12 protein-coding genes and 1 tRNA gene are annotated in these 10,924 nt (G+C 66.4%); 12 read left to right on the plus strand and 1 reads right to left on the minus strand.

The features are described 5' to 3' along the window. The first annotated feature begins 3 nt into the window (after nucleotides 1-3). The 4 genes from NLI89_RS03465 to NLI89_RS03480 all read left to right on the plus strand — a co-directional run bounded on the left by NLI89_RS03465 (nucleotide 4) and on the right by NLI89_RS03480 (nucleotide 4,039). Nucleotides 4-1,143, plus strand: a complete 1,140-nt coding sequence (locus tag NLI89_RS03465) for a site-specific DNA-methyltransferase (protein ID WP_302675585.1) — start codon at nucleotides 4-6, stop codon at nucleotides 1,141-1,143. Nucleotides 1,144-1,264: 121 nt separating this feature from the next. After that, complete coding sequence (folP, locus tag NLI89_RS03470) at nucleotides 1,265-2,317, plus strand: dihydropteroate synthase (protein ID WP_254685748.1); 1,053 nt, start codon at nucleotides 1,265-1,267, stop codon at nucleotides 2,315-2,317. Nucleotides 2,318-2,414: 97 nt separating this feature from the next. Further along, entirely contained in the window at nucleotides 2,415-3,299 is an 885-nt protein-coding gene (locus NLI89_RS03475) for a bestrophin family protein (protein ID WP_187503843.1), read from the plus strand. A gap of 302 nt (nucleotides 3,300-3,601) precedes the next feature. Beyond that, entirely contained in the window at nucleotides 3,602-4,039 is a 438-nt protein-coding gene (locus NLI89_RS03480; protein ID WP_254685749.1) for an META domain-containing protein, read from the plus strand. 29 nt (nucleotides 4,040-4,068) lie between these two features. Here NLI89_RS03480 and NLI89_RS03485 read toward each other — a convergent pair whose 3' ends face one another. Next, nucleotides 4,069-5,484, minus strand: a complete 1,416-nt coding sequence (locus tag NLI89_RS03485; RefSeq protein WP_254685750.1) for a sigma-54-dependent transcriptional regulator — start codon at nucleotides 5,482-5,484, stop codon at nucleotides 4,069-4,071. A gap of 140 nt (nucleotides 5,485-5,624) precedes the next feature. Between NLI89_RS03485 and NLI89_RS03490 the strand changes: the two genes are divergently transcribed. From NLI89_RS03490 to NLI89_RS03525, 8 genes are all read left to right on the plus strand, one after another. Continuing rightward, a complete protein-coding gene (locus tag NLI89_RS03490; protein ID WP_187503846.1) occupies nucleotides 5,625-5,747 on the plus strand; it encodes an aa3-type cytochrome c oxidase subunit IV in 123 nt (40 codons plus the stop codon). Nucleotides 5,748-5,751: 4 nt separating this feature from the next. Then, nucleotides 5,752-6,873, plus strand: a complete 1,122-nt coding sequence (locus NLI89_RS03495; protein WP_254685751.1) for an NAD(P) transhydrogenase subunit alpha — start codon at nucleotides 5,752-5,754, stop codon at nucleotides 6,871-6,873. A 59-nt stretch (nucleotides 6,874-6,932) separates the two neighbouring features. Beyond that, nucleotides 6,933-7,322 carry an endonuclease domain-containing protein gene (locus tag NLI89_RS03500; protein WP_254685752.1) on the plus strand — a complete coding sequence of 130 codons (390 nt, stop codon included), beginning with the start codon at nucleotides 6,933-6,935 and terminating at the stop codon, nucleotides 7,320-7,322. A gap of 1 nt (nucleotide 7,323) precedes the next feature. Further along, complete coding sequence (locus NLI89_RS03505) at nucleotides 7,324-7,632, plus strand: NAD(P) transhydrogenase subunit alpha (protein ID WP_254685753.1); 309 nt, start codon at nucleotides 7,324-7,326, stop codon at nucleotides 7,630-7,632. A gap of 146 nt (nucleotides 7,633-7,778) precedes the next feature. Further along, the gene (locus NLI89_RS03510) at nucleotides 7,779-9,278 is read left to right on the plus strand and encodes an NAD(P)(+) transhydrogenase (Re/Si-specific) subunit beta (RefSeq protein ID WP_254685754.1); all 1,500 of its coding nucleotides are present in this window, start codon (nucleotides 7,779-7,781) and stop codon (nucleotides 9,276-9,278) included. Nucleotides 9,279-9,389: 111 nt separating this feature from the next. Continuing rightward, nucleotides 9,390-10,331, plus strand: coding sequence for a MarR family winged helix-turn-helix transcriptional regulator (locus NLI89_RS03515; RefSeq protein ID WP_254685755.1), 942 nt, complete (start codon nucleotides 9,390-9,392; stop codon nucleotides 10,329-10,331). A 64-nt stretch (nucleotides 10,332-10,395) separates the two neighbouring features. Further along, nucleotides 10,396-10,471 (plus strand) — tRNA-Val (locus NLI89_RS03520). Between the two features lie 253 nt (nucleotides 10,472-10,724). Further along, the coding region (locus NLI89_RS03525) for a hypothetical protein (RefSeq protein WP_254685756.1) at nucleotides 10,725-10,924 on the plus strand (200 nt) is incomplete at its 3' end.

Raw genomic sequence — 10,924 nt, forward strand, 5'->3', positions numbered from 1 at the left:
AACATGGGTTTGATCGAGACGATCGCACGGCCGCGTGCGAAGAAGACAACGGAGCCGGCTGTTCAAGCCGTTCTTCCACTCGACCAGATCCTCCGCGGCGACTGCATCGAACGGATGAAGGCGCTCCCGTCGAAGTCGATCGACATGATCTTCGCCGACCCCCCGTACAACCTTCAGCTCGGTGGCGAACTCTATCGCCCCGACGGCAGCCACGTGGATGCCGTCACCGACGACTGGGACAAGTTCGACACCTTCGCCGCCTATGACCGCTTCACCCGCGCCTGGCTCCAGGAAGCGCGCCGCATCCTCAAAGACGACGGTTCGCTCTGGGTGATCGGCAGCTATCACAACATCTTCCGCGTCGGCGCGGCGGTGCAGGATCTCGGCTACTGGATCCTCAACGACATCGTCTGGCGCAAGACCAACCCGATGCCGAATTTTCGGGGCACGCGCTTCACCAACGCGCACGAAACGTTGATCTGGGCGTCGAAGGGCGAGAAGGCGAAATACCACTTCAACTACCGCGCGATGAAGACGCTCAACGACGAGCTCCAGATGCGTAGCGACTGGGAATTCCCGACCTGCGGCGGTGCCGAGCGGCTGAAGAAGAACGGCACCAAGGTGCATCCGACGCAGAAGCCCGAGGCGCTGCTCTACCGCATCCTGCTGGCCTGCACGAAGCCCGGCGATGTCGTGCTCGACCCGTTCTTCGGCACCGGCACCACTGGCGCAGTCGCCAAGCGCCTCGGTCGCAGCTGGATCGGCATCGACCGCGAGGGCGATTATATCGAGGCGGCGCAGGAGCGTATCGAGGCGGCGTTGCCGCTCGACGAATCGGCGATCCGCACGATGATGAGCCCGCGCACGCAGCCCAAGGTCGCGTTCGGCGTGCTGGTCGAGAACGCGTATCTGACACCCGGCGCGGTGCTGACCGATTCGAAGCGCCGCTGGCGCGCGACGATCCGCGCGGACGGTTCGCTGCTCAGCGATTGCGGCACGATCGGCTCGATCCACAAGCTCGGCTCGACGCTCCAGAACGCGCCGGCGTGCAACGGCTGGAGCTTCTGGCATTACGAGAGCGACAAGGGCCTGAAGCCGATCGACGACCTCCGCCAGACCTATCTGTTGGCGACCACGGTCTGACATCTTGCTCCCCTCCCTGGAAGGGAGGGGCTGGGGGTGGGTTGGCTGCTTGTCGGGCAATACGTAAACCAACGGGCCGACCCACCCCCGACCCCTCCCTTCCAGGGAGGGGAGCAGGAGAATGATCATCCACCTCCGCCCCGTCCAGTTCGTCGACACCCCGATCGGCCACCCCGACGGCAGCGTCGTGCGCATCGCCGGTGGCCTGCAATGGTTCGCCGCCTACGAGGTGATCGAAGGCCGCACCCGCCGCACCATCCCCGTCGCCGACGTCGCGACGCTGGGCGAGCGCGCCGCGCACCTCCACGCCGCCATCACCGCCCCCCGTGCCGCACTTCAGGTCGGAGAACGCACGCTCCGCTTCGACCAGCCGATCGTCGCCGGCATTCTCAACGTCACCCCCGACAGCTTCTCCGACGGCGACAAGCACGCCGACGACCCCGCCGCCGCAGCAGCAGCCGGCATCGACATGGCCGCCGCCGGTGCGACTCTGATCGACGTCGGCGGCGAATCGACTCGCCCCGGTGCCGCCGCGGTGTGGGAAGGCGACGAGATCGCGCGGCTAGTGCCCGTCGTCGAACGCCTCGCGCGGGCCGGCGCGATCGTCTCGGTCGACACGCGCAAGGCGGCGGTCATGGAGGCGACGCTCGCCGCCGGCGCGCACATCGTCAACGACGTCGCCGCGCTCCTCTGGGACGACCGCGCGCTCGATGTAATCGCGAAAGGCGGCTGCCCGGTGGTTTTGATGCACTCGCCCGACCCCAGTAAGGGCGGACACGGCGACGGCGGCTACGCCAATGTCCTGACCGACGTGTTCGACTGGCTCGAAACCCGCATCGCCGCGGTCGTCGCGGGCGGCGTCGAGCGGTCGCGGATCATGGTCGATCCCGGCATCGGCTTCGGCAAGACGCTGGCCGAGAACCTCGCGCTGCTCAACGGCCTCGCGATTTTCCACGGCCTTGGCTGCCCGATCATGCTCGGCGCGAGCCGCAAACGCCTGATCGGCGCACTTTCGAACGAAGCGCCGGTCGACCAGCGTCTCGCCGGCTCGCTCGCACTGGCGCTGAAAGGCGCGGAGGCGGGCGTGCAGATCCTGCGCGTCCACGACGTCGCCGAGACGGTGCAAGCGGTGAAGATCTGGCGCGGCCTGCGCGATCAGTCGCTGGTTGGTTGATAAGCGGGGGCGGATAAGCGGAGGCGGCTAATTACCGCTGCGTTGCAGCGAAACGCCACTTCGCGCATTAAAGCCGCGTGAAAAAGGGAGCTTTCGTTTGATCGTCACTGCAACACCGCGCTTCAGTCAGATCCTAAGCGAGGTCTGGCGCCCGCTGCTCGGCCTCTTCGTCTGGGACGTGGTCGTCACGATCACCTATTACGTCCTGCCGTTCCACGCGCCCGCCTTGCCGCTGACGCTGTTCGGTACCGCCCTCGCGCTCTTCCTCGGTTTCCGTGACAATTCGGCGTATCAGCGCTGGTGGGAAAGCCGCGGCCTGTGGGGGCTGATGATCAACGCCTCGCGCAGCTTGGCGCGTATGGCGCGCAACATGTTGCCCGAGCCCGAGGGCCACGACATGAAGCGAACGATCGTCCTCCGCCAGATCGCGTATGTGAACGCGCTCCGCTGTCAGTTGCGCAAGCAGCCGGCCGCACCCGAGGTGCTGCGCTTCCTGTCGCAGGAGGAGGCCTCGTTCGCGCTCGAGCGGACCAACATCGCCAACGGCCTGCTCGATGGCACCGGTCGCCGGATCGACGTCGCGCGGCGCAATGGCTGGATCGACACCATCCAGCAGACCCAGTTCGAAGCGATCCTCGTCGACATCGCCAATGCGCAGGGCGGCATGGAGCGGATCAAGAACACGCCGTTGCCCAACCAGTATCGGTTCTTCCCGAGCCTGTTCACGCGACTGTTCTGCGTCCTGCTGCCGATCGGCCTGGTCGAGACGCTGGGCTATGCGACCCCGGTCGGCTCGACGATCGCCGGCCTGATGTTCCTGGCCGTGCTGCAGATCGGCGACGATCTGGTCGATCCGTTCGCCGACACGATCCACGACGTGCCCCTGAACGCGATGTGCCGCACGATCGAGATCGACCTGCTCCAGGCGATCGGCGATCCGGCGCCTGAGCCGTTGCAGCCCGAGAAGGGTGTCTTGTGGTAAAGGTCGCCGCGCCGGCTGATGTGGCAACCACTGGGCGAGGCGGTTCTCGGGGATGAGGACTTGTCCAAGGGTTCTCCAGCGTCCAGTCTCCGAGGATGTGGAAATCGCATCGGCTCCAGCGAGGTCGCGGCAGATGGCCACAAGGTGCGAGGCCCAACTTAGGATTGGTTTTGCTGACGAGCGTCTGATTTTCGCAACGCCGAAAGGATGGGCCGATGGTTCGGTACGCGCTCCTGATGCTCACGATCCTTTCAGGATGTGGCGGATCGGCGACGGCCGAGCGACCAAACCCACGCCCCGGAGTGACCGGCAAGATATGGGCCTTGCGCCAGATCGACGGTACGCAGGTCGAACGCGCCGACGTGGAGACAGCCACGCTCCGGTTCGATGCTGGTCATGGGATTACGGGAACGTCCGTTTGCAACGACGTCGGCGGTGACGAGTTCGGCTGGTCCGCCGATCCCACAAGCACGAGGGGCGTGATCAGACGCGACGAGACGGAAGCGACGATCGTCACGGCGGTCGGATGCATGGACGAGCATGCCTCCGATATCGCCAGACGGTTCTGGCAAAAAATGGAAACGGCGAAGGAGTGGGTCGTGCAAGGCGGCACACTGCGGATCAGTTTTCTGGACGGAAGCGCTGCAACGCTGAAGCCTGTCGGAGACGCTCCGCCGAACGGCGAATTGGGCTGCGTGAACGGCGAGGCAGGCAATTTCGACTGTCCAGATCGGCGATAGGCTATCCAGCGCCGGCGCGCCTGTCCGCCTCAAGCGGCGTTGTCGATCCCAAGGTCGCTGAGCTTGCGGTACAGCGTCGAGCGGCCGATGCCGAGGCGGCGGGCGACTTCGGTCATGCGGCCGCGATAATGGCCGATCGCCAGGCGGATCACGTCGGCCTCGATCTCCTCGAGCGCGCGGAGGTTGCCGTCGGGGCGGAACAGCGTGACGCCGCCGCCGCCCGCTGCCACGGTGGCCGGGCCGCGCTGGCGATTGCCGAGTGCGGCGATCTGCGGGAAATCCTCTTCGGTCAGCGCGGCGCCTTCGCACAGTACGGCGGCGCGGAAGAGCGCGTTCTGCAACTGGCGGACGTTGCCGGGCCAATCGTAGTGGACGAGCAGCTTCAGCGCTGCGTCCGTGATGCCGAGTGGGCGCAGTCCCGGTTGCTCGGCGATCCGCGCGAGCAGATGACGGGCGAGCGCGGGGATGTCGCCGGTGCGCTCGCGTAAAGGTGGGATCGTCACCTGCACCGCGTTGAGCCGGTAATACAGGTCTTCGCGAAACCGCCCCGCCTCGACCTCGTCGAGCAGCCGCTGGTTGGTCGCGGCGATCACCCGGACGTCGACCTCGCGCGCATGGCGTGCGCCGATCGGCTGGACTTCGCCGGTGTGGAGCAGATGGAGCAGCTTGGCCTGCGCCTCCAGCGGCATCTCGCCGATCTCGTCGAGGAACAGCGTGCCGCCATCGGCATCGTGGAACCGGCCGATCTTGCGCTCGAACGCACCGGTAAACGCACCCTTCTCGTGCCCGAACAATTCCGATTCGATCAGGTTGGCGGGCATCGCCGCGCAATTGACGGTGATCATCGGCTTCTTGGCGCGCGGCGAGGCGGCGTGGATCGCCTCGGCGACGACTGCCTTGCCGACCCCGCTCTCGCCCTCGACCAGCACCGCGACGCGCGCACGCGCCGCCTTGGCCGCGATCGCCAGCGCGGCGCGGAAATCGGGGGACGAGCCGACGATCTCGTCGAACGCGAGCAACGCCGGGATCTTCTCGGTGAGCGGGCGCAGTTCCCCCGCGGCGGTGCCGGCGACGGCGGCCTCCAGCGCGGCGAGCACGCGGTCGGGCGCGAGCGGCTTGACCAGGAAATCGGTCGCGCCCGCGCGCATCGCGGCGACCGCGTGCGCGACCGAGCCATTGGCGGTGAGCATCAGGATCGGCAGGGCGGGGCGGCGCTCGCGGAGTTCGGCGATCAGCGCGGTCGCGTCGCCATCGGGGGCGGAGTAATCGAGCAGGATCGCATCGAGTTGCATCCCGTCCTGCGTGCCCAGCGTGGCGATCGCCATCTCGCCATCGGTCGCGAACACCGCGCGCCAGCCGCCACGCGCAGCAAGCGCGGCGACCAGCCGGCGTTGCGCGGGCTCGTCGTCGATCAGCAATACTAGGCGCTGGCCGTTACGCGTCATGGCGAATCCTGTCCCGTTCCGGCACGTGCAATAGCGCAATCGAGTAAAGGGCGCCTTAAATGTCTCGCTTGGCGATCCCGGATGTGCGGGTTAAGGTCGACGGCATAGAGGATAGCACTGACAGGATTGGGGCACGAACCATGGCCGGCAACGGAGACATGAAGGCGCACGTCGCGACCTATTCGAGCGTGACGGGGATGATGAAATGGGGCTCGATCGGATGCGCGCTGGTCGTCGCGCTCGTCATCTGGCTGATCTCGTAACATCATGAAGATCGCCGTCCTGAAAGAGCAAGCGGACGGCGAGCGGCGGGTTTCCGCGACGCCGGAAACGGTGAAGAAGTTCATCGCGCTGGGCGCGACGCTGGCAGTGGAGGCGGGGGCGGGCGAGACGGCCTCGATCGCCGAAGCCGCCTATGCGGAGGCGGGCGCGTCGGTTGGCGATCGTGCGGCGACGCTGGCGGGGGCGGATATCGTACTCGGCGTGCAGGGGCCTGATCCTGCATCGCTCGCCGGCGTCGCGCCGGGGGCGTGGATCGCCGCCAGCCTCAATCCTTTTGCAGAGCGTGCGCGGATCGATGCCTACGCCGCGGCCGGTTACGAAGCGCTGGCGATGGAGTTCATGCCGCGCATCACGCGCGCGCAGTCGATGGACATCCTGTCGTCGCAGTCGAACCTGGCGGGCTACAAGGCGGTGCTCGACGCGGCCGCCGAATATGGTCGTGCCTTTCCGATGATGATGACCGCGGCGGGGACGATCTCGGCGGCCAAGGCGTTCGTGATGGGCGTCGGCGTAGCGGGCTTGCAGGCGATCGCGACCGCGCGGCGTCTGGGCGCTCAGGTGTCCGCAACCGACGTGCGCGCCGCGACTCGCGAGCAGATCCAGTCGCTCGGCGCCAAACCGATCTTCGTCGAAAACGTCGCGGGAATCGAAGGCGAGGGGACGGGCGGCTATGCCGGCGAGATGTCGCCCGAATATCAGGCCGCGCAGGCCGAACTCGTCTCGGGGCATATCGCCAAGCAGGACATCGTCGTCACCACCGCGCTGATCCCCGGACGTGCCGCCCCGCGGCTGATCTCGGCGGCGCAGGTGGCGAGCATGAAGCCGGGCTCGGTGATCGTCGATCTCGCGGTCGAACAGGGCGGCAATGTCGAGGGTTCGGTCGCCGGCGAAGTCGTCGTCGTGAACGGCGTGAAGATCGTCGGCCACCGCAACGTGCCGTCGCGGTTGGCGGCAGACGCAAGCGCGCTGTTCTCCCGCAACCTGTTCAACTTCCTCAACGCCTTCTGGGACAAGGAGGCGGGCAAGCCCGTTCTCGACACGGAAATCGGCGACGCGATCCGCCTGACCCAGGGCGGCAAGATCGTGAACCCGCGGTTGATCTCATGATAATCCTCCCCGGCACGGGGAGGGGGACCGGCGCAGCCGGTGGAGGGGGCGTTCCGCACATGCTACGCCCCGAAGTCTCGCTGGCGCGCAAATTACGCCGGGACATGAGCCTCCCGGAAGTGCTGCTCTGGGAGCATCTCCGAGGACGGAAGGCCGGCTTCAAGTTCCGCCACCAGCATCCCATCGGGCGGTATGTCTGTGACTTCTACTGCGCCGCCGCCAAGCTCGCGGTCGAGGTCGATGGCGAATTCCACGGCCGCGGCGACCGCCCCCAGCGCGACGCCGAGCGTGACCAATTTTTCGAGCAGAATGGCTACCGGGTGCTGCGAGTGGCGGCAGGCGATGTGCTGAGGGATATCGAGGCCGTGGTGACGATGATCGTATCGTTCGCGGCCGGCCCCCTCCACCAGCCTGCGGCCGGTCCCCCTCCCCGTGCCGGGGAGGAATAGAATGGACTTTATCGCGATCCTGTCGATCTTCGTGCTGGCGTGTTTCGTCGGGTATTTCGTGGTGTGGGCGGTCACGCCCGCGCTGCACACGCCGCTCATGGCGGTGACCAACGCGATCTCGTCGGTGATCATCGTCGGCGCGCTGATCGCCGCCGCCGCTGCCGGTATCGGTGCCGGGTCGGGTGTCGCGAAGGCGCTCGGGTTGCTCGCAGTGGTGCTGGCGAGCATCAATATCTTCGGCGGCTTCGCGGTCACCGCGCGGATGCTGGCGATGTACAAGAAGAAGGAACGGCCCGTTGCGAAGGGCTGAGTCGGCGGTCGACATACGATCCTCCCCTGCAAGGGGAGGTGGCAGGCGCCAGCCTGACGGAGGGGTATCGCGCTATCGAGAGCGCGTCACCCCTCCGTCGCTGCGCGACACCTCCCCTTGCAGGGGAGGATTAGGGGGAATGGACGATGCATGAACTGACGGTCAGCCCCTGGGCATCGCTCGCCTATCTGGTCGCGGGGGTGTGCTTCATCCTCGCGCTGCGCGGGTTGTCGAGCCCGGCGTCGAGCCAGCGCGGCAACCGCTTCGGCATCATCGGCATGACGATCGCGGTCGTGACGACGCTGGTGACGCATGTGCCGACCGTTCAGCATCTTCTCGTTTCGGACACCGGACCGACGATAGCCGTGCGCACCATCGATTGGGTCACGGTCGTCGAAATCCTCGCGGCGATCGGCGTCGGCGCGGCGATCGGCCTCATCACCGCCCGCCGGATCGCGATGACCGCGATGCCGCAGCTCGTCGCCGCCTTCCATTCGCTCGTGGGCCTCGCTGCGGTGCTGGTCGGCGTCGCCGCATATCTCAATCCGCAGGCGTTCGGCATCTCCGACCTCGTCATCCCCCTGATCGGCCAGCCCTTCGCGGTCATCCACCCGGTCAGCCGGATCGAACTCGGCCTCGGCGTCGCGATCGGCGCGATCACCTTCTCGGGCTCGGTCATCGCGTTCCTGAAATTGAACGGGAACATGGGCGGCAAGCCGATCATGCTGCCCGGTCGCCACGTCATCAACATCGCGCTGCTCGCCGGCATCCTAGGCCTGATCGCGTATTTCGTCACCGACCAGTCGGCGTGGATCTTCTGGACGATCACGGGCTTGAGCTTCGTCATCGGCTTCCTGCTGATCGTCCCGATCGGCGGCGCGGACATGCCGGTCGTCGTCAGCATGCTGAACAGTTATTCGGGCTGGGCCGCCGCCGCGATGGGCTTCACGCTGCACAACAGCGCGATGATCATCACCGGCGCGCTGGTCGGCAGCTCGGGCGCGATCCTCAGCTACATCATGTGCCGCGCGATGAACCGCAGCTTCATCAGCGTGATCGCAGGCGGCTTCGGTACGAGCGATGCAGGCGCGGGAAGTGGCGGCTCAGCCGTCGATCGGCCGTGGAAGCGCGGCTCGGCCGAGGACGCCGCGTTCCTGATGAGCCAGGCCGAGCAGGTCATCATCGTCCCCGGCTATGGCATGGCGGTCGCGCAGGCGCAGCACGTCCTGCGCGAGATGGGCGACAAGTTGAAGGCCGAGGGCGTGCGCGTGAAATACGCGATCCACCCGGTCGCGGGGCGCATGCCGGGGCATATGAACGTCCTGCTGGCCGAGGCGAACGTACCCTATGACGACGTGTTCGAACTGGAGGACATCAACAGCGAGTTCGCGCAGACCGACGTCGCCTTCGTGATCGGCGCCAACGACGTGACCAACCCGGCCGCCAAGACCGACAAGTCCTCGCCGATCTACGGCATGCCGGTGCTCGACGTCGAAAAGGCCAAGACCGTGCTGTTCATCAAGCGCAGCATGGGCGGCGTCGGCTATGCCGGTGTCGATAACGACCTGTTCTACCGCGACAATACGATGATGTTGCTGGCCGACGCGAAGAAGATGGTCGAGGACATCGTCAAGGCGCTCGACTAGGCCCCGATCGCGCCCTGCAGAGGAAGTTCCCAAATCCAACGAAACTCGATCCAGTTCGGGTATAATACTTGGCCTGACGCAGGTTAGTCTCCGTTTCAAACGGAGACCGTGATGACTCGACCGGCCGGCCCGCCCGACGCGGCAGATTACGATAGCGGGATCGACGCGGTCCTGATTGCCGCGGCGAGTGCGCCGGACCGGTTGGCCGTTGCGCTCGCCGCGCTGCGTGGGCGGGTCGTCGGGCGGCTCGACTGGCAAGCGGCATTCGGCGATCACGCGATGCCGCACGTGATCGTCGTCGAGGCTGCCGGGGTCGATCTCGCGCTGCTCGCCGAACGCCTGCCCGTCATCGTCGATCAGGCGGCAGCCTTGCAGGCGGGGCTGGTCGTCGCCCTGGGCATGGATGAAATCGACGTCGTCGCTGCGGCGACTCTCGGCGGCAGCACGCGGTTGCTGGTCGATCCCACCGTCGGCGATTGCGTCGCGGCGATCGTGGTCGCCGCCGAAGCCGCGCGGCTCCCCGCCGGTGTGTTCGACGTCACGCGCGAGAGCGACAGTACGCGACTGGAACGTCTGAATACCGAGGTCGCGCGGATCGCCGAGGCGCTCGCGCGGCTGACGCGTGCGGAGATCGAGGAGGATACCCCTGCCGCGCCAATCGTCGGGGATCGGACGAACCATTACGGCGCGCCGCCGTCCCTGGCCGAGCCGAGCGCCGCCGATGTCCGTCGCGCCATCCGGGCGAGGCGGCTGCGCGACCAGTTCTTCGGGACCGCGCTGTTCGAGGATCCGGGCTGGGACATGCTGCTCGATCTCTACGCCGCCGAACTCGAGCGGGGGCGCGTGTCGGTGTCGAGCCTGTGTATCGCCGCCGCGGTTGCGCCGACCACCGCGCTGCGCTGGATCGCGCGGATGACCGACACCGGATTGTTCGAACGCCGCCCCGACATGCACGACCGGCGGCGCGCATTCATGGTGCTGTCGGACCGCGCGAGCGAGGCGATGCGCGGGTATATCGTGGCCACCAGAGGCGCCGACCTGCGGATTCCGTGATCGTGCGAGCCCTTTTAGCTTGCCCCGGCCGCCCGGCTTTGGCATCGCACCTCCACCCGAGAGGGGGCGATTAGCTCAGTTGGTAGAGCGTCTCGTTTACACCGAGAATGTCGGCGGTTCGAGCCCGTCATCGCCCACCACCCCTTTGTGTCATCCTACTTCAGCAAATGTCAGCGACGATCACGGATCGCAGATAAGCGCCATATCGGCGTCCCATGGGCTGTCAGTCCATATCTTACAATCGCAGCTGAGTGGGGTGCCGTGTGGGGGTATCGGCTGGACAGATGGGGGTATCGACCGGACGGACGGGGGTACCGCAGTCACAGTGCCTTATTCACGGCATCAAACCGCGGCGACACTCGCGTGAGAAGCAACTATTTGTCATCGTAATCGATGTTCGATCATCCAGGCTTGTCGCGCGAGCAGGTCGTCATGTCGGCGCCTGAGCTGTGCCCTTGCTGCGGGTCGGCCGACATCAGCCATCTTCCGGCCTACTGGGGGGAAGGCAGGCGCACTTGGTTTGTCGGGAGGGCATTCTTGAATGCTAGCAGAGAAATTAGCTGCGATAAGTATCTGTTTATGAAAGTTGTCTC

The organism is Sphingomonas faeni, assembly GCF_024273235.1.
In the GTDB taxonomy this organism is placed as follows: Bacteria; Pseudomonadota; Alphaproteobacteria; order Sphingomonadales; family Sphingomonadaceae; genus Sphingomonas; species Sphingomonas faeni_A.

Bases quoted from the DNA above. Each gene is read 5' to 3' on its own strand.
- NLI89_RS03505 (WP_254685753.1), top strand. From the start codon at position 7,324: ATGGACTTTATCGCGATCCTGTCGATCTTCGTGCTGGCGTGTTTCGTC.
- folP (WP_254685748.1), top strand. From the start codon at position 1,265: ATGATCATCCACCTCCGCCCCGTCCAGTTCGTCGACACCCCGATCGGC.
- NLI89_RS03490 (WP_187503846.1), top strand. From the start codon at position 5,625: ATGGCCGGCAACGGAGACATGAAGGCGCACGTCGCGACCTATTCGAGC.
- NLI89_RS03500 (WP_254685752.1), top strand. From the start codon at position 6,933: ATGCTACGCCCCGAAGTCTCGCTGGCGCGCAAATTACGCCGGGACATG.
- NLI89_RS03515 (WP_254685755.1), top strand. From the start codon at position 9,390: ATGACTCGACCGGCCGGCCCGCCCGACGCGGCAGATTACGATAGCGGG.
- NLI89_RS03465 (WP_302675585.1), top strand. From the start codon at position 4: ATGGGTTTGATCGAGACGATCGCACGGCCGCGTGCGAAGAAGACAACG.
- NLI89_RS03510 (WP_254685754.1), top strand. From the start codon at position 7,779: ATGCATGAACTGACGGTCAGCCCCTGGGCATCGCTCGCCTATCTGGTC.
- NLI89_RS03485 (WP_254685750.1), bottom strand. From the start codon at position 5,484: ATGACGCGTAACGGCCAGCGCCTAGTATTGCTGATCGACGACGAGCCC.
- NLI89_RS03495 (WP_254685751.1), top strand. From the start codon at position 5,752: ATGAAGATCGCCGTCCTGAAAGAGCAAGCGGACGGCGAGCGGCGGGTT.